The 17,864-nt window shown below is 64.6% G+C and carries 13 protein-coding genes; 8 read left to right on the top strand and 5 right to left on the bottom strand.

The annotated features are described in order from the left end of the window. Positions 1–3 precede the first annotated feature (3 nt). Both XH84_RS12635 and XH84_RS12630 read right to left on the bottom strand, forming a co-directional pair. Positions 4–1,611 (bottom strand): ABC transporter substrate-binding protein, encoded by a 1,608-nt coding sequence (locus tag XH84_RS12635; RefSeq protein WP_128920929.1) that lies wholly within the window; start codon positions 1,609–1,611, stop codon positions 4–6. 108 nt (positions 1,612–1,719) lie between these two features. Next, a complete protein-coding gene (locus tag XH84_RS12630; protein ID WP_128920928.1) occupies positions 1,720–3,330 on the bottom strand; it encodes an ABC transporter substrate-binding protein in 1,611 nt (536 codons plus the stop codon). Positions 3,331–3,599: 269 nt separating this feature from the next. On the opposite strand from XH84_RS12630, the gene XH84_RS12625 reads away from it, so the two are divergent. From XH84_RS12625 to XH84_RS12590, 8 genes are all read left to right on the top strand, one after another. Beyond that, positions 3,600–4,730, top strand: coding sequence for a M20/M25/M40 family metallo-hydrolase (locus tag XH84_RS12625; RefSeq protein WP_128920927.1), 1,131 nt, complete (start codon positions 3,600–3,602; stop codon positions 4,728–4,730). A gap of 231 nt (positions 4,731–4,961) precedes the next feature. Continuing rightward, a complete protein-coding gene (locus tag XH84_RS12620; RefSeq protein WP_164936445.1) occupies positions 4,962–5,903 on the top strand; it encodes an ABC transporter permease in 942 nt (313 codons plus the stop codon). Between the two features lie 19 nt (positions 5,904–5,922). Continuing rightward, positions 5,923–6,810: an ABC transporter permease gene (locus XH84_RS12615; protein ID WP_128920926.1), complete on the top strand. Its 888-nt coding sequence runs from the start codon at positions 5,923–5,925 to the stop codon at positions 6,808–6,810. 157 nt (positions 6,811–6,967) lie between these two features. After that, positions 6,968–8,617: an ABC transporter ATP-binding protein gene (locus tag XH84_RS12610; protein WP_128920925.1), complete on the top strand. Its 1,650-nt coding sequence runs from the start codon at positions 6,968–6,970 to the stop codon at positions 8,615–8,617. A gap of 296 nt (positions 8,618–8,913) precedes the next feature. Further along, complete coding sequence (locus XH84_RS12605) at positions 8,914–10,419, top strand: M81 family metallopeptidase (RefSeq protein ID WP_128920924.1); 1,506 nt, start codon at positions 8,914–8,916, stop codon at positions 10,417–10,419. A gap of 14 nt (positions 10,420–10,433) precedes the next feature. Continuing rightward, positions 10,434–11,606: a M20 aminoacylase family protein gene (locus tag XH84_RS12600; protein WP_128920923.1), complete on the top strand. Its 1,173-nt coding sequence runs from the start codon at positions 10,434–10,436 to the stop codon at positions 11,604–11,606. Then, positions 11,599–13,020 carry an amidase gene (locus tag XH84_RS12595; protein WP_128920922.1) on the top strand — a complete coding sequence of 474 codons (1,422 nt, stop codon included), beginning with the start codon at positions 11,599–11,601 and terminating at the stop codon, positions 13,018–13,020. The genes XH84_RS12600 and XH84_RS12595 overlap by 8 nt, the downstream gene beginning before the upstream one ends. A gap of 119 nt (positions 13,021–13,139) precedes the next feature. Next, the gene (locus XH84_RS12590; protein WP_128920921.1) at positions 13,140–14,030 is read left to right on the top strand and encodes a crotonase/enoyl-CoA hydratase family protein; all 891 of its coding nucleotides are present in this window, start codon (positions 13,140–13,142) and stop codon (positions 14,028–14,030) included. A 5-nt stretch (positions 14,031–14,035) separates the two neighbouring features. On the opposite strand, the gene XH84_RS12585 is transcribed toward XH84_RS12590, so the two are convergent. The 3 genes from XH84_RS12585 to XH84_RS12575 all read right to left on the bottom strand — a co-directional run bounded on the left by XH84_RS12585 (position 14,036) and on the right by XH84_RS12575 (position 17,778). Then, positions 14,036–16,084 carry a methyl-accepting chemotaxis protein gene (locus XH84_RS12585; protein ID WP_245471706.1) on the bottom strand — a complete coding sequence of 683 codons (2,049 nt, stop codon included), beginning with the start codon at positions 16,082–16,084 and terminating at the stop codon, positions 14,036–14,038. 108 nt (positions 16,085–16,192) lie between these two features. Further along, entirely contained in the window at positions 16,193–17,170 is a 978-nt protein-coding gene (locus XH84_RS12580) for an NADPH:quinone oxidoreductase family protein (protein ID WP_128920920.1), read from the bottom strand. Then, on the bottom strand, positions 17,170–17,778 hold the full coding sequence (locus XH84_RS12575) for a 2-hydroxychromene-2-carboxylate isomerase (protein ID WP_128920919.1): 609 nt from the start codon (positions 17,776–17,778) through the stop codon (positions 17,170–17,172). Before XH84_RS12575 ends, XH84_RS12580 begins: the two co-directional genes overlap by 1 nt. Between the last annotated feature and the right edge of the window lie 86 nt (positions 17,779–17,864).

Here is a 17,864-nt window from a genome sequence, read left to right as displayed (position 1 = left end):
CGCTTACTCCGATTTGTCGACGTTCCAAAACACCGGCGTCGCGGGGCCGTCGAGCACGCCGGTCAGCGACTTGCGCCAGGCGCTCGGCGCCTGATACTGGCCGAGCGGCATGTAGAGCACCTGATCGTAGGCCTCTTTCTGGATTTCTGTCGCGATCTTCTTTCGCTCCTCGAGCGAGGCAGCACGAACGAAGGCATCCTTGAGCTGCTCGATCCTGGCATCCTCCGCCCAGCCGAACCAGCCGCCCTTCTTGCCCTGCCCGCCGACGGCGACGTTGGTAATCGGGTTGTCCACGTCCGCGCTCACCCAATTGGTGATGAACATGTTCCAGCCGCCCTCCTTCGGGGGCTTCTGGCTGGCGCGACGGCTCACCACCGTCTGCCAGTCGGTGGCCTGCAGGTCGACCTTGAAGCCGGCTTCGCGCAGTTGCTGTGCGACGACAATGGGTTGCGCCTTCAGCGTCAGCACGTCGCCCGGCGCCATCAGCACGACAGGTGTTCCGTCGTAACCGGATTCGGCCAGCGCCTTCCTGGCCGCGGCAATGTCGCCGCCCTTGGCCAGGGTTTCACCGCCAACGTCCGTCGCGAGCGGCGTGTCGCAGATGAAGGCCGCCGCGCAGGTCTTGTAATACTTGGGATCGCCGATCAACGCATCGAGCACGTCCTTCTGCTTGATCGCAAGAAACGCCGCGCGGCGAACCTTGACGTTGTCGAAGGGCGGGTGAAGGAAGTTCATCCGTGCGCCCGTCTGGAATCCGAACTTGTTGAGAATTTCGAGCTTGAGCCCCTTGTCGGCTTCGATGGTGGGCAACATCTCGATGGCGGGATTTTCCATGAAATCGATGTCGCCCGACTGAAGCGCGTTCAACGCCGTCTGCGCGTCCGGCATCGTAATCCATTCGACGCGGTCGACCTTCGCCACCTTGCCGCCCGCCGTCCAGCTCGCCGGCTCCTTGCGCGGCACGTAATCGGTGTTCTTGACATAGATCGCCTTCACGCCCGGCTGGAATTCAGCCTGCACGAATTTGAAGGGACCGGAGCCGATCTGCTCGGGAATCTGCTTGTCCACCGGCGTGTCGGCAAGACGCTTCGGCATCATGAAAGCGACCCGCGAGGACGGCTTTCCGATCGATTCCAGCACGAGCGCGTAAGGCTCCTTCAGCTTCAGTGTGATGGTCTTGGGATCGGTCGCTTCGATGCTCGCGGTGAACAGCATCATCTGCTGTCCCATGCCATCGACCACGGCCCAGCGCTTCAGGGAGGCAACACAATCTTCCGCCGTGACCGGCGTCCCATCGTGCCACTTCAGGCCGTCGCGCAGCGTGAAGGTATAGGTCAGCTTGTCGTCGGAGATATTCCAATCCGCCATCTGCGGCTGGATCTTGAAGTTGGAATCGGTCGCGATCAGCGTGTCGTAGACCATGTAGCCATGGTCACGCGAGATATAGGCACTGGTGAAGATCGGATCGAGGATACGCAGATCCGAATGCATCACAGCGGTAATGGTCTTGCCTGCGGCAAGCACTGGCGAGGCCAGTGCCGAAAGGGCCGCGATCGACAGCGCAAGTTTGGAGGCGAACGACAGACGCCCCCGACGCATGAGTTGGAACATCGACGTTCTCCTGGCGAGCGGCTGGCGCACGACGCCGCTGATGAAAGCGGCGCCGCGTAACGTTCGGCGTGAAAGGCGCGCGAGGCGCCTTCCTTGTTCGACTTGGCCTTACTCCGACTTGTCGACGTTCCAGAACAGCGGCGTCGCCGGGCCATCGAGCACGCCGGTCAGGGATTTGCGCCAGCCGCTCGGCAGCAGGTACTGCCCGAGCGGGATGTAGATAACCTGCTCGTAGGCTTCCTTCTGGATGTCGGCCGCGATCTTCTTCTGCTCGTCGATCGAAGGCGCGCGGACGAAGGCGTCCTTGAGCTGCTCGATCTTGGCGTCTTCCGCCCAGCCGAACCAGCCGCCCTTCTTGCCCTGGCCGCCGATCGAGAGATTGGCGATCGGGTTGGAGACGTCGGCCGCGACCCAGTTGGTGAAGAACATGTTCCAGCCGCCCTCCTTAGGCGGCTTCTGGCTGGCGCGACGGCTCACCACCGTCTGCCAATCGGTCGCCTGCAGGTCGACCTTGAAGCCGGCCTCGCGCAGCAACTGGGCGGCGACGATCGGCTGGGCCTTCAGGGTCGTGACGTCGCCGGGGGCCATGACCACGACCGGCGTACCGTCATAGCCGGACTCGGCGAGGGCCTTCTTGGCTTCCGCCATGCCGTTGCCCTTGATGAGGGTCTCGGCGCCGACGTCGGTTGCGAACGGGGTGTCGCACACGAAGAAGGCACCACAGATCTTCTGGTACTTGGCATTGCCGACCAGCGCGTCGAGAACGTCCTTCTGGTTCATGGCCAAGAGAGCGGCACGTCGCACCTTCACGTTATCGAACGGCGGATAGAGGAAGTTCATGCGGCCGAGCGTCTGAAAGCCGAACTTGTTGGAGACCTCGATCGTGATCTCCTTGTTCGCTTCCAGCACCGGCAGCATGTCGTACGGCAGGTTCTCCATGAAATCGATGTCGCCCGACTGCAGCGCGTTCACCGCGGTCTGCGAGTCCGGCATCGTGATCCATTCGACGCGGTCGACCTTCGCCACCTTGCCGCCGGAGGTCCAGCTCGCCGGCTCCTTGCGCGGCACGTAGTCGGTGTTCTTGACGTAGACCGCCTTCACCCCGGGCTGGAATTCCGAGGCCACGAACTTGAAGGGACCCGAGCCGATCTGCTCGGGGATCTGCTTGTCCGGCGGCGTCTCGGCGAGGCGCTTCGGCATCATGAAGGCGACGCGCGAGGACGGCTTGCCGATGGAATCGAGCACGAGTCCGTAGGGCTCCTTCAGCTTCAACGTGATGGTCTTGGCATCGGTCGCCTCGATGCTCGCGGTGAAGTCCATCAGCTTCTGGCCCATGCCGTCGACCGCGGCCCAGCGCTTCAGCGAAGCGACGCAGTCTTCCGCCGTCACCGGTGCGCCGTCATGCCACTTCAGGCCGTCGCGCAGTGTGAAGGTGTAGGTGAGCTTGTCGTCGGAGATCTTCCAATCCGCCATCTGCGGCTGGATCTTGAAGCTCGAATCGGGGGCCACCAGCGTGTCGTAGACCATGTAGCCGTGGTCACGCGTGATGTAGGCCGTGGTGAAGATCGGATCGATGATGCGCAGATCGGAATGCATCACCGCCGTGATGGTCTTGCCGGCCGCGAGCACCGGCGAGGCGAACGCCGTCGAAAGCGCGACGACAGACAGCGCAAGTTTGGAGGCAAGCGCGCGAGGCCCCCGGCGCATGAAGTGCAACATAAAAAGTTTCTCCTGACGTGAAACTGTTCAAAGGCGGCTTATTGATTAAGCATGCGGTTCGTTCCTTGGGCGAACTAACCTCATGCAATGCCTTTATCTTTCGAGACTTGCAGACAGTGCCGAGCGCGTCAATCCGGTTTCGCTGCAGGCCCTGGCGGCGCGGGCAAGGGCTCCACAAGGATCGGTTTGGCTCTACAACACTCTCCACTCGTCTCGCGCTGCGGCGATGCAATGCGCGTTCCATCTTTCGAAGCTTGAGAGACATTAGGATGAATCCAGCCAATCTTCCCTTCGATTCCGAGGCCATGCTCGAAGGCCTGCGCACCTGGGTGGAATGCGAGAGCCCGACCTGGGATGCCGATGCCGTTAACCGCATGCTCGATATCGCAGCGCGGGATATGGCGATCATGGGTGCGACGATCGAGCGCATCGCGGGCCGGCAGGGCTTTGGCAGCGTGATCCGCGCGCGCTTTGCGCATCCGAAACAGGGTGAGCCCGGCATCCTGATCGCCGGCCACATGGATACCGTCCACCCGGTCGGCACCATCGAGAAGCTGAAATGGCGGCGCGAAGGCAACAAGTGCTACGGCCCCGGCATCTACGACATGAAGGGCGGCAACTACCTCTCGCTGGAAGCGATCCGGCAGCTGGCGCGCGCATCCTTCACCACACCGCTGCCGATCACCGTGCTGTTCACGCCGGACGAGGAAGTCGGCACGCCCTCGACGCGCGACATCATCGAGGCGGAAGCCGCGCGCAACAAATATGTGCTGGTGCCCGAGCCCGGCCGCGCCGACAACGGCGTCACCACCGGACGTTACGCCATCGCACGGTTCAATCTCGAGGCGACGGGCCGGCCGAGTCATGCCGGCGCGACGTTGTCGGCGGGACGCTCGGCAATCCGAGAGATGGCGCGGCAGATCCTTAGCATCGACGCGATGACGACGGAGGACTGCACCTTCTCGGTCGGCGTCGTGCATGGCGGGCAATGGGTCAATTGCGTTGCCACGACCGCCACCGGCGAAGCACTCTCCATGGCCAAGCGGCAGGCCGATCTCGACCGCGGGGTCGAGCGGATGCTGGCGCTGTCAGGCACGACCAACGACGTCGCCTTCAAGGTGACGCGCGGCGTGACACGGCCGGTGTGGGAGCCGGATGCCGGCACGATGGCGCTGTACGAAAAGGCGCGCGGCATCGCCAAATCTCTCGGCGCGGAATTGCCGCACGCGAGCTCCGGCGGCGGCTCCGACGGCAACTTCACCGGTGCGATGGGCATCCCGACGCTCGACGGCCTGGGCGTGCGCGGCGGCAATGGCCACACGCTGGAGGAGTATATCGAAGTCGAGAGTCTCGTTGAGCGCGGTCGCTTGATGGCGGGACTGCTGGCGACGCTGGAGTGATGGCGCGGCTATTCCGTAGCTATTTCCGTAGGGTGGGCAAACGCGCGTAGCGCCGTGCCCGCCATTCTGCCAAATGGAGGAAGGGTGGGCACGCTGCGCTTTGCCCACCCTACGAGCTTAGCCGCACTGCAAAAACTGTGTCCCGGATGGCACGGGAATTGCTGAAATGTTAGGCTGATGGCAGAACAGACCATCGCTGCCGCCGATTGACTCTAATCAGACGGATCCAACTTGCTCGGATATCTCCTTCGCCGAATTTTCGCCGCCGTGCCCGTGATGGGCGTCGTCGCGCTGTTCGTCTTCCTCCTGCTCCGCCTCACCCCGGGCGATCCCGCCGCAATTCTCGCCGGCGACAATGCGACGCCCGAGCGACTGGAGCGCATCCGCACCTCGCTCGGCCTCAACGAGCCCCTGATCGTGCAGTTCATCACCTGGGTGAACAAGCTGCTGCATGGCGATCTCGGGACCTCGCTGATCTCCAATCTGCCTGTCATGAAGATGATCGGCCAGCGGGTCGAGCCGTCGATCTCGATCGCGCTGTCGACCATCATCCTCGCCGTGATCGTCGCGGTTCCCTTGGGCGTGATCGCGGCGTGGAAGCATGGCACCTGGATCGACCGTTTCGTGATGGGGCTGTCGGTGCTCGGCTTTTCGGTGCCGGTGTTCGTGGTCGGCTACATCCTGATCCAGATCTTCGCGATCGACCTGCGCTGGGTTCCGGTGCAGGGATTCAAGAGCATCAGCGCCGGCTTCGGACCGTTCTTCGAGCGCATGATCCTGCCGACCTGCGCACTCTCCTTCATCTACATCGCGCTGATCGCGCGTATGACGCGCGCGGCGATGCTCGACGTGCTCGGCGAGGACTACGTGCGCACCGCGCGGGCCAAGGGCATCAACGAGGTCGCCGTGATGATGCGCCACGCGCTGCGCAACGCCGCCGTGCCCGTGATCACCGTGATCGGCACCGGCTTTGCGCTTCTGATCTCGGGCGTCGTCGTCACCGAGAGCGTGTTCAATATTCCCGGCATCGGCCGCCTCACCGTGGACGCGGTGCTGGCACGCGACTATCCGGTGATCCAGGCGATGATCCTGCTGACGTCGCTGATCTATGTCGTCGTCAATCTTCTCATCGACGTCGCCTACACCCTGCTCGATCCCCGGATCCGGTACTGAGGCAAGGATAAGGACAAACATGTCGGTCGATACCCTTCCCCAGTCGTCCATTCCGATCACGTCGCCACTGCGGCCGCGTTTCGGTTTCCTCACCTCGACGCCGATCATCGCCACGGCGACGGTCCTGCTGGCGCTGATCGTGCTGATCTCGATACTCGCGCCGTTGATCGCGCCGCATGATCCGATCCAGCTCGCGCCGTCGCAACGGCTCAAGCCGTCGTCCGCGCAATTCCTGCTCGGCACCGATGCCTATGGCCGTGACCTGGCGTCGCGCGTCCTCTATGGCGGCCGCATCTCGCTGCTGATCGGCATTGGTTCGGCCATCCTGTCCATCGTCATCGGGCTCGCGATCGGCCTCGTCTCCGGCTTCTTCAAGCTGATCGATGCCGTGCTGATGCGCGTCATGGACGGCCTGATGGCGATGCCGAGCATCCTGCTCGCGATCGCCGTGGTGTCGCTGTCCGGTGCCAGCCTCTGGACCGTGCTGATCGCGATCACCATCCCCGAGATTCCGCGCGTGGCGCGCCTGGTGCGCTCCGTCGTGCTGTCGGCGCGCGAGGAGCCTTACGTCGAGGCGGCGATCTCGGTCGGCTCGTCCCTGCCGAAGATCATGTGGCGGCATCTGATGCCGAACACGATCGCGCCGCTGATCGTCCAGGGCACCTATGTCTGCGCCTCCGCAATCCTGACCGAAGCGATCCTCTCCTTCCTCGGTGCCGGCATCTCGCCGGAAACGCCGACCTGGGGCAACATCATGGCCGAGGGCCGCCAGTACTTTCAGATCAAGCCGTCGCTGATCTTCTGGCCCGGCCTCCTGCTCTCGATCGCCATCCTCAGCATCAACCTGATCGGCGACGCCGCCCGCGACGCACTCGATCCGCGCATGAAGCAGCGGGAGGGGAAGTGATCTGGTTTGCCGACCCGTCCCCTTGTTCCGTCATTGCGAGCGAAGCGAAGCAATCCAGTCTGCCTCCGCGGACAGATTTCTGGATTGCTTCGTCGCCAGCGCAAAATTGCTTTGCAATTTTGTCGCGGGCTCCTCGCAATGACGACGGAGTAACCTCATGACCAACACCATCCTCGACATCAACAATCTCGTCGTCTCCGTCGGCAAGAAGCCGGGCGGGCACAAGATCATCGACGGCATCTCGATCCAGGTGCGCGAGCGCGAGACGCTGTGTCTCGTTGGCGAAAGCGGCTCGGGCAAGTCGGTAACCTCGCTCACCACGATGGGCCTCCTGCCGAAGGGCACGCTGGTTCCCACCGCCGGCAGCATCAAGCTGGTCGGCGAGGAGCTGCTCACCGCCACCGACCGGCGGCTGCGCCAGCTGCGCGCCACGCAGATGGCGATGATCTTCCAGGAGCCGATGACCGCGCTCAATCCGGTGGTGCCGGTCGGCCGCCAGATCGACGAGGTGCTGCGCACGCACACCAACCTCGACGCAAGAGCGCGCAAGAAGCGCATTCTCGACATGATGGAGCAGGTCCATCTGCCCCAGGTCGAGCGCATCTTCGCCTCCTATCCGCACCGGCTCTCCGGCGGCCAGCGCCAGCGCATCATGATCGCGATGGCGCTGGTGCTGGAGCCGAAGCTGCTCATTGCCGACGAGCCGACCACCGCGCTCGACGTCACCACACAGAAGCAAATCCTGAGCCTGATCCGCGAGCTGCAGCGCGATCACGGCACCGCCGTGCTGTTCATCACCCACGACATGGGCGTGGTCGCCGAGATCGCCGACCGCGTTGCAGTGATGCGGCAGGGCCGGCTGGTCGAGACCGGCCCGCTCGACGCCGTGCTGCGCAATCCCACCATGGAGTACACCCGTAACCTGCTGGCGTCGGTGCCGAGCCTGGTGCCGCGGCCGCCGCGCGAGGAGAGCCGCGAGCCGATCGTACTGGAAGCCAACGAGCTCAGCAAAGTCTACAAGGAACGCGCCTTCTTCGGCAAAGGCCGCGAGGTCGTTGCCGCCGACAAGGTGACGCTGACACTGCGCAAGGGTCGCACGCTCGGCATCGTCGGCGAAAGCGGCTCGGGCAAGTCGACGGTGGCGCGCTGCATCGTGCGCCTGATCGACCCGACCTCCGGCGGCGTGCGGCTTGCCGGCCGCGAGATCGCCGACATCTCGCGCCGCTTGCTGCAGCCGCACCGGCAAAAGATCCAGATCGTGTTCCAGGATCCCTACCGCTCGCTCAACCCGCGCGTCACCGTCGGCGAGAGCATCGCCGAAGGCCCGATCAATTACGGCGTCGCGCACCCTGAGGCGATGAAACGCGCCCGCGAGCTGCTCGAGCTGGTCGGCCTGCCCGCCGATGCGGTGTCGCGCTATCCGCACCAGTTCTCCGGCGGCCAGCGCCAGCGCATCGCCATTGCGCGCGCGCTCGCGCTCGATCCGGACGTGCTGGTCGCGGACGAAGCGGTCTCCGCGCTCGACGTCTCGGTGCAGGCGCAGGTGCTGGAGCTGCTCGACGAGATCCAGACTAGGCTCGGCATCGCCATCCTGTTCATCACCCACGATTTGCGCGTCGCGGCACAGATCTGCGACGAGGTCGTGGTGATGCAGCACGGCCGCGTCGTCGAACAGGGTCCCGCCGCCGAGGTGCTGACGCATCCGAAGCAGGCCTACACCAAGGCGCTGCTCGATGCGGCTCCGGGGCGCGACTGGGACTTTGCGAACTTCCGGCCGGTGGCCGAAGACGTGGGGGCGACGCTGTAGCAGCACTTTCAGTGTCGTCCCTGCGAAAGCAGGGACCCATACCGCGGAAGCTATCGACCGCGCGTGGCGCTAATCCCGAACGACCAGCTTTCGCCAAACTCCTTCCTGGGATTATGGGTCCCCGCGTTCGCGGGGACGACACCGAGAATGTGGAAGTGTCGCCGCTCACAAAGGCATCGCATCCGCAGCATTCCCAAAACAGCTTGAGGCCATGCATGGCGCGATGGCCTCTCACCTTGCTCTCGCAGCAAAGCCAAGGCTAACGTCGCGCACTCTCCAACGCTGGACTTGAATTGATGATACGTATCGCCGTCGGCGGCTTCCTGCACGAGACCAACACTTTCGCTCCCACCAAGGCGACCTTCGCCGATTTCCAGCATGGCGGCGGCTGGCCGGCGATGACGGAAGGAGCCGACGTGCTGAAGGTGATGCGGCGCATCAATGTCGGCCTTGCCGGCTTCGTCGACAGCGCCGAAGCGAACGGCTGGGAACTCATCCCGACCATTGCCTGCGGTGCGAGCCCGTCGGCGCACGTCACCAGGGACGCTTACGAGCGCATCGTCAAGGTGATGGTCGACGGCATCAAAGCCGCGGGCCCGATCGATGCGGTCTATCTCGATCTGCACGGCGCGATGGTGACCGAGCATCTCGACGACGGCGAAGGCGAGATTCTCGCGCGCGTGCGCCGCGTCATCGGCAGGGATGTTCCGCTGGTCACGAGCCTCGACCTCCACGCCAACGTCACGCCGGAGATGATCGAGCATGCCGACGCGCTGATCGCCTATCGCACCTATCCCCATGTCGACATGGCCGCGACCGGCCGCGCCTCGGCACGGCATCTCGCGCTGCTGCTGAAGCGGAAGCAGCGCTTCGCAAAAGCGTTCCGGCAATTGCCGTTCCTGATTCCGATCAGCTGGCAATGCACCAACGACCAGCCCACCAAAGGCATCTACGAAAAGCTCGCCGCCCTGGAGGACGATGCGGTTCCGACGCTCTCGTTCGCGCCGGGCTTTCCTGCCGCCGACTTCCGCGATTGCGGCCCGAGCGTGTTCGCCTATGGCCGGACGCAGGAAGATGCCGATCGTGCCGCGGATGCGCTTCTCAAGCTGATCGAAGGCCACGAGGACGATTTCGACGGCAAGATCTGGACGCCTGACGATGGCGTTCGCCATGCCATGGAACTTTCGAAGGGCGCAAGCAAGCCGATCATCATCGCGGACACCCAGGACAATCCCGGCGCCGGTGGCGATTCCGACACGACAGGCATGCTGCGCGCGTTGGTACGCAACAAGGCGAGCGCCGCAACCGGCGCGATCTACGATCCGGAATCGGCCAAGTCTGCGCATGAAGCCGGCGTCGGCGCCACCGTGACGCTGTCGCTCGGCGGCAAGTCCGGCATTCCCGGCGACGAGCCCTATCGCGAGACCTTCGTGGTCGAAAAGCTCTCCGACGGCCGCTTCATTGCGCCCGGTCCCTATTATGGCGGCCGCGAGATGGAGATGGGCCCCTCGGCGTGCCTGCGCATCGGCGACGTCCGCGTCGTAGTTAGCTCGCACAAGGCGCAGCTCGCCGACCAGGCGATGTACCGCTACGTCGGCATCGAGCCGACGCAAGAGAAGATCCTGGTCAACAAAAGCTCGGTGCACTTCCGCGCCGATTTCGAGCCGATCGCGGAGCAGCTGATGATCTGCGCCGCGCCCGGCGCGATGCCGGCCGACACCGCCTCCCTGCCCTGGACGAAGCTGCGCCCGGGAATCCGCATCAAGCCGAACGGCCCTGTTTTCAATCCTTCTTCACGCTAACTGGACAGAAACACATGCCCACGATCGACCGCATCGACGGATATGCCGACGAACTCACCGCCATCCGCCGCGACCTCCACGCCCATCCCGAGATCGGCTTCGAGGAAGTACGCACCTCCGGCATCGTCGCCGACAAGCTGAAGAGCTGGGGCATCGAGGTGCATCGGGGTCTCGGCGGCACCGGCGTGATCGGCGTCATCAAGGGCAAGGGCTCGGGCAGCAAGCGCATTGGCCTGCGCGCCGACATGGACGCGCTGCCGATGGAAGAGAATACCAATCTGAAATGGAGCTCGAAAATCCCCGGCCGCTTCCACGGCTGCGGCCATGACGGCCACACCACCATGCTGCTCGGCACCGCGCGCTACCTCGCCGAGACCAGGAATTTCGACGGTACCGTGCATCTGATCTTCCAGCCGGCCGAGGAAGGCCTCGGCGGCGCCCGCGCGATGATCAAGGACGGCCTGTTCGAGAAGTTCCCCTGCGACGAGCTCTACGGCTTGCACAACGCGCCCGATCTGAACCACGGCGAGATCGCGATCCTGCCCGGCCCCGCGATGGCCAGCGCCGACTTCTTCGACCTGCGCATCACCGGCTATGGCGCGCACGGCGCGATGCCCGAGCGTTCCAAAGACGCGGTGATCATCGCGACCACGCTGGCGCAGGCGATCCAGACCATCGTCAGCCGCAACGTCGAGCCGCTGCAGGCCGCGGTAGTGTCGATCACCCAGATCCACGCCGGCTCCGCCTATAACGTCATTCCCGGCGACGCGCATCTCTGCGGCACCATCCGTACCTTCTCGAAGGAAGTCCGCACCCTGGTCAGCGAACGCATCCGCACGATCTGCGCCGGCATCGCAAGCGCCTATCAATGCGTGATCGACGTCGACATCCGCGACACCTTCGACGTACTGGTCAACCAGGTCGAGCAGTCCAAGGTGGTCGAGGAAGTCGCACGCACCATCGTCGATCCCGCCAACGTGATCACCCGCGCGCAGCCCAAGATGGGCAGCGAGGATTTTGCCGACATGCTGCAGACCATTCCCGGCGCCTATTTCTGGGTCGGCCATGACGGTTCGGTGCCGGTGCACAATCCCGGCTTCGTGCTCGACGACAAGATCCTGCCGATCGGTGCCAGCATGTTCGCCCGCATCATCGAGACCCGCATGCCGGTGGGTGCCAATGCATAAAAAGAGCGTCGAGGAAGCGGTCACCTCGCTGCACGATCTGTCCGCGGTCGATCTGATCGCGGGCTATCGCGCCAAGCAATTCTCGCCGAGCGAAGTGCTGGAAGACGTGCTCGCGCACGTCGCGGCATGGGAACCGCATCTGAAGGCGCTCTATGCATTCGATCCCGACGGCGCGCGCGAGGCCGCCAAAGCCTCGACCTCGCGCTGGAGCGGCGGCGAACCCTCCGGCGCGCTCGATGGCGTGCCCGTCACGGTGAAGGACAACATCGCGACCAAGGGCGTGCCGGTGCCGCTCGGCGCGGCCAGCGTCAAGCTGGTGCCGGCCGAGAAGGATGCCCCGCCCGCCGCGCGCCTGCGCGAAGCCGGTGCGGTCATCTTCGCCAAGACCACCATGCCCGATTACGGCATGCTGTCCTCCGGGCTCTCCAGCTTTCACCCGCTCGCGCGTAACCCTTGGGACCTCTCCAAGAATCCCGGCGGCTCCAGCGCGGGCGCAGGCGCGGCTGCCGCGGCCGGCTATGGCCCACTGCATCTCGGCACCGATATCGGCGGCTCGGTGCGCCTGCCCGCCGCTTGGTGCGGCCTCGTCGGCCTGAAGCCGAGCTTTGGCCGCGTGCCGATCGATCCCACCTATGTCGGCCGTGTCGCCGGGCCCATGACCCGCACCGTCGATGATTGCGCGCTGATGATGAGCGTGATCGCAAAGCCCGACCGGCGCGACGGCATGAGCCTGCCAGCCGAGCCGCTCAACTGGAAGGGGCTCGAAAAATCTTCCCGCAAGCTGCGCATCGGCCTGATGCTTGATCCGGGCTGCGGGCTGGCGCTGGAGAAGCCGGTGCGCGAGGTCGCGGTGAAGGCGGCGAAAGCATTTGAATCTGCCGGCGCGGTCGTGACCGAGGTCGACGGCATCCTCACGCGCGAGATGCTCGACGGCCTCGACAATTTCTGGCGTGCGCGGATGTGGGACGATCTGGCGAAACTGACCCCGGCCGAGCAGGCCAAGGTGCTGCCCTACATCTTCAAATGGGGCGAGTCCGGCGCGAAGCTCTCGGGCGTCGACGTGATCCGCGGCTTCAACCAGACCATGGCGATCCGGGCCGCGGCAGGAAAATTGTTCTGCGAGCTCGACTATGTGATCTCGCCGACCGCGCCGAACGTGAACTATGCGGCGGAATGGGCTTCCCCGACCAACGATCCGATGAAGCCGTTCGAGCACATCGCCTATACCGTGCCGTGGAATATGTCGGAGAACCCTGCGATCTCTCTCAACGGCGGCTTCGACGCCAAGGGCTTCCCCATCGGCGTGCAGATCGTCGGCCGCCGCTTCGACGATATCGGCGTGCTCGGCATGGCCAAGGCGTTCGAGGGCCTGCGCGGCGCGCAGCGGCCCTGGCCGAAGCCGCCGGCGAAGTAGCGTCTGAGCACAAGCGCGGGCTCGCCCCGCGCATCCATCCTCTTCAGGAAACATGGATTGCCGGGTCAAGCCCGGCAATGACACAACCGATTCAAGAATGACAGGGAAGGAAACCAGCCATGGCGTATGAGACGATCAAATACGAGGTCGCCGAGCAGATCCTCACCATCACGCTGAACCGGCCCGACAAGCTCAACGCCTTCAACGCGCAGATGCAGTCCGAGCTGATCCACGCATTCGACGCCGCCGACAAGGACGACAATGTCCGCGCCATCATCGTCACCGGCGCAGGCCGCGGCTTTTGCGCGGGCGCCGATCTCTCCTCCGGCGCCGACACGTTCGATCGCGACGCACGGCGCGGGCCAGTGAAGGGCCTCGCCGACGGCAAGGTCGACTACAGCGATCCGCAGGTGCGCGACGGCGGCGGCCAGGTGACCTTGCGCATCTTCAAGTGCCTGAAGCCTGTCATCGCCGCGGTCAACGGCCCCGCGGTCGGCATTGGCGTCACCATGCAGCTCGCGATGGACATCCGCATTGCCTCGGACACCGCGCGGTTCGGCTTCGTGTTCTCCCAGCGCGGCATCGTGCCGGAGGCGGCTTCGAGCTGGTTCCTGCCGCGCATCGTCGGCATCTCGCAGGCGCTGGAATGGTGCTATTCCGGCCGCGTCTTCCCGGCCCAGGAGGCACTCGCCGGCCGTCTCGTCAGCAAGGTCGTTGCCCCCGACGATCTCCTGCCGACAGCCCGCGCGCTCGCCACGGAATTCTGCGCCAAGACCGCGCCGGTCTCGGTGGCGCTGATCCGCCAGATGATGTGGCGCATGATGGGCGCTGACGACCCCATGGAAGCCCACAAGGTCGACAGCCGCGGCATCTACGCCCGGGGCCGCTCGGACGACGTGAAGGAAGGCGTGGTGTCGTTCCTGGAAAAGCGCCCCGCGCAGTTCAAGAACAAGGTGTCCAGCGATATGCCGGACTATTTCCCGTGGTGGACCGAGCGGGAGTACAAGTGACGAAACTACGCCGTCTTGACGGCGCGGAGGAAGGTCTCGACGAACTGACGCATGTTTTCCGACTGCCGCGTCAGCTCCTCCGAGGCATCGAGCACGTCGCCGGCCGCCGCGCTGGACTCGCTCGAGCCGACCTTGACGCCCTGGATGCTCTGTGAGATTTCGCCGGTCCCTCGCGCGGCCTCCTGAACGTTGCGGGCGATTTCGCGCGTGGCAGCGTCCTGCTCGACGACCGCAGCGGCGATCGACGACGTGATCTCGTTGATCTCTTCGATCGTCGCCGTGATGCCGTGGATCGCGCTCACCGCCTGTTCGGAGGTCGTCTGGATGGCGGCGATTTGATCGCGAATGTCGAGGGTCGCCTTGGACGTCTGTTCGGCAAGGCTCTTCACCTCGCCCGCCACGACGGCAAATCCCCTGCCCGCTTGTCCCGCGCGTGCCGCCTCGATCGCCGCGTTCAACGCCAGCAGGTTGGTCTGCCGCGCGATCTCGTTGATCAGCTTGAGCACATCGCCGACCCTCTCCGCCGCCGACGACAGCCCCTGCACGGTTTCGTTGGTGCACCGGCCTTCGGCAACGGCCTTCTCCGCGATCTGCGCCGACTGTGTCGCACGGCGTCCGATCTCGGCGACTGAACTGGACAATTCCTCGGTCGCCGCGGCGACGGTCTGCATGTTTGCCGACGCCACCTCGGTCACGCCTGCCACGCTCGCCGCCTCATCGCTGGTCTGACCGGCGGACCGGCTCATCCTGGCCGCCGTCGCCTCCAGTTGGGAAGATGCAGATATGACGGTCTCGATCACCTCGGCGACGTCGATGTCGAAACGATCGGAGAGCTCGTCGATGCGGCTTGCACGGGCGGCCTGTTGCGCAGCAGCCTCGCGTTCTCTCGCGTTCAGCTCGACACTCCGGACCAGGCCCTCCTTGAAGAACTGAACCGCGCACGCCATGGCCCCGATCTCGTCGGCACGGTCGGTGCCGTCGACCTGCTGGCCGAGCTTGCCGTCGGCAAGATGCGTCATGGTGCCGGCAAGCTTACCGATCGGCACAGTGATGCCGCGCGCCATGACCGCCGCGGTCACCATGCTCGTCAGCAGAGCAAGCAGGGACAGGCTGGTCACAAGACCAAGGCTCATGGTGGCTTCGGACTTCTTCTTCGCCATCAAGCTGGTGAGCTGCGTCGCCAGCCCATCCTCGACCTTCTTCAGGAGATTGATCCGAGCCGTCGCGGCGTCGAACCAGGACTTGCTGTCGAGCGAGCCGAACTCTCCCGCGAGCCCGCCGCGCTCGACCGCCTTGCGCATGCCCTCGAACTTGTCGATCGCTGGTCCCGACAATTCCGAGCCGAGCAGATCCTTCGCCTCAGGCGAGGCAACTGCGCGGAAGGAGGCAAGGAAGCTGTCCTGCGCGGCTGCAAGGCCAATCGCCCTGACATAGGCCTGCGGCTCGAAACGTCCGGCGGCGATCGCGCCGGCGACGGTGGCCCGCTCCAGGCCGGCCCGTTCCTTGGCTTCCACCAAATTGGCATGCGCGGCGATCGACCGCGATATCTCATCGTCCGTTGCAAGCTTGGAAATGCCTGAAGTCACCGCGATCAGGCGCCCCACAATATCCGACAGGGCCCCCGTCGCGGCCGCCGGCGCGATGGCCTGGCGATCGATCTGCGCGCGCAGCGAATCCAGGCGTCCAAGGCTCTCCGTTGCTGCCTGACTTGCAGAGGTAAGCCGGCCGCTGCCTTCACGCGTGAGATCCGCCAACGCCCCCAGCGCCATTGCGCGGCCGGCGTCGGTGCGACGACGCTGTTGCTGGAGCTCGGCACCCAATTGGGTGCCCTTGCTGCTCAGAAAGGTCAGCGACAGCCCACGTTCGCGCTGGAGCTCGTGGACCAAGCCGCTCAACTTGCCGACCCCATCCACGACCGGCTGCATATCCACCATTTCCGAACGCACGGACCATTTGGCGGAAATATCGTACAGGGCCAGCGCGGCGAGCGTCGCGAGAGGCAGCAGCGCCGCCAGAGCGATGCGATGAAGTATTTTTACATTCCTGAACATCATCAGAGTTCGCGATTGCGCACTCGTGATAGGATCAGACTGGTAAAGAAAACTCCTTATACGAGTGAGAAAAAGATAGGCGGCACCTGCTCACGAATACGGCAGGGCCGATCACTCCATCATCAGCGCCACGCGTCCGATCGCCTTGCGATCGATCAAGAGCCGCATTGCCTTGGCATAATCCTGCAGCGGCAAGCGGTGCGAGACGTTGGGGCGCAGCTTGCCCTCCTCCGCCCATTGTAGCAGCGCCTTCAGGCGGACTGCGCCGAGCACAGGGTTCTTGCGCACGGCCTCTCCGGCGCGGACGCCGAGTACGCTGGCGCCTTTGATCAGCAGCAGATTGGTCTTCGCCGAGCCGATGCCGCCGGTGAAGCCGATCACCAGCAGCCGCGCGCCCCAGGCGATGCAGCGCATCGAGTCTTCAAAGACCTGGCCGCCGACGGGATCGAACACGACGTCTGCGCCGCGACCATCGGTGATGCGCTTGACGGCATCGCGAAACGGCTCGCGGTCGTAGCGGACGAGATGATCGGCGCCGCGCGATTTCGCAATGGCGAGCTTCTCGTCGCTGGAGGCGGTCGCGATCACGATCGCACCCAGCATCTTGCCGATCTCGACGGCGGCCAATCCCGTGCCGCCGCCGGCGCCATGCACCAGCAGCACCTCGCCCGGCTCGATCCGGCCCCGATCGATCAGCGCATGATAGGCCGTGCCGTGACCGGCAAGATAGGTCGCAGCCTCGGCGTAGTCGAACGTCGACGGCTTAGGGGTGAGCTGCGACGGCGTGACGACGGCTTCGTCCGCAAACGCGCCGTGGCGCATCTTGACGATGACCTTGTCACCGACGGCAACACCTTTTGCCTCGGCGCCAATCTCGGTGACCTCACCGGCCGCTTCCATGCCGGGCGTGAACGGCAATTCCGGCTTGAGCTGATATTGGCCCGCGACCATCAGCACGTCGGGAAAGTTCAGCCCGGCGGCGCGGATCGCGACGCGCACCTCGCCCGGGTTCAGGGGGCGCGACGGAAACTCCTCCAGCCGCAACGCCTCGGGCTCGCCGAGCGTGCGGCAGACGACGGCGCGGACCATCAGGCCGCGCTCGCCTTGCTGCGCGAAAGCGCCTCGCGGATCAGCGGCAGGCGGTCGTTCCCAAAATACATGTCGGTCTTGCCCACGAAAATCGTCGGCGAGCCGAAGCCGCCGCGGGCGACGACCTCTTCGGTATTCGCCTTGAGCTGATCCTTGATCCCCTGCTCGGAGATGCCCGCGAAGAATTTTGGCTCGTCGATGCCGACCTGCTTGCAGATGTCGGCAAGCACCGCGTCCTGCGAGATGTCCTTGTCACCGCCCCAATAGGCCTGGAACACGGCCGTCGCAAACGGCACCATCTCCTTGCCAAGCCAGATGCAGCCGCGCATCGCCTTCACGCTGTTCACCGGGAACACCGTCGGCGGCATCTTGATCTCAAGGCCCGCCGCGCGCGCCCAGTCCTGAAGATCTTTCTTCATGTAACGGGCCTTCAGCGGCACCGGCTTCTCCCGCTGCGCATAGACGCTCGGGTTGACGGTGTTGAAGATGCCGCCGACCAGGATCGGCCGCCAGACGATCTCGGCGCCCAACTCCTTGGCGAGCGGCTGGATGTTGTGGAAGGCGAGATAGGTCCAGGGGCTGGAGCAGTCGAAGAAGAATTCGATCATGGCGTTTCCTTTTTCTTTTATCCGCTAGACTCTATCTTCCGTCATTGCGAGCGAAGCGAAGCAATCCGGAAACTTTCCGCGGCGAC

This window comes from Bradyrhizobium nanningense (assembly GCF_004114535.1).
In the GTDB taxonomy this organism is placed as follows: domain Bacteria; phylum Pseudomonadota; class Alphaproteobacteria; order Rhizobiales; family Xanthobacteraceae; genus Bradyrhizobium; species Bradyrhizobium nanningense.
The sequence above is the reverse complement of the archived record's forward strand: the minus strand, read 5'-3'. Positions and strand labels throughout refer to the sequence as shown.

Coding starts and splice junctions, on each gene's coding strand:
- XH84_RS12635 (WP_128920929.1), bottom strand. CDS start 1,611: ATGTTCCAACTCATGCGTCGGGGGCGTCTGTCGTTCGCCTCCAAACTT.
- XH84_RS12605 (WP_128920924.1), top strand. CDS start 8,914: ATGATACGTATCGCCGTCGGCGGCTTCCTGCACGAGACCAACACTTTC.
- XH84_RS12630 (WP_128920928.1), bottom strand. CDS start 3,330: ATGTTGCACTTCATGCGCCGGGGGCCTCGCGCGCTTGCCTCCAAACTT.
- XH84_RS12575 (WP_128920919.1), bottom strand. CDS start 17,778: ATGATCGAATTCTTCTTCGACTGCTCCAGCCCCTGGACCTATCTCGCC.
- XH84_RS12600 (WP_128920923.1), top strand. CDS start 10,434: ATGCCCACGATCGACCGCATCGACGGATATGCCGACGAACTCACCGCC.
- XH84_RS12610 (WP_128920925.1), top strand. CDS start 6,968: ATGACCAACACCATCCTCGACATCAACAATCTCGTCGTCTCCGTCGGC.
- XH84_RS12625 (WP_128920927.1), top strand. CDS start 3,600: ATGAATCCAGCCAATCTTCCCTTCGATTCCGAGGCCATGCTCGAAGGC.
- XH84_RS12580 (WP_128920920.1), bottom strand. CDS start 17,170: ATGGTCCGCGCCGTCGTCTGCCGCACGCTCGGCGAGCCCGAGGCGTTG.
- XH84_RS12595 (WP_128920922.1), top strand. CDS start 11,599: ATGCATAAAAAGAGCGTCGAGGAAGCGGTCACCTCGCTGCACGATCTG.
- XH84_RS12590 (WP_128920921.1), top strand. CDS start 13,140: ATGGCGTATGAGACGATCAAATACGAGGTCGCCGAGCAGATCCTCACC.
- XH84_RS12585 (WP_245471706.1), bottom strand. CDS start 16,084: ATGATGTTCAGGAATGTAAAAATACTTCATCGCATCGCTCTGGCGGCG.
- XH84_RS12615 (WP_128920926.1), top strand. CDS start 5,923: ATGTCGGTCGATACCCTTCCCCAGTCGTCCATTCCGATCACGTCGCCA.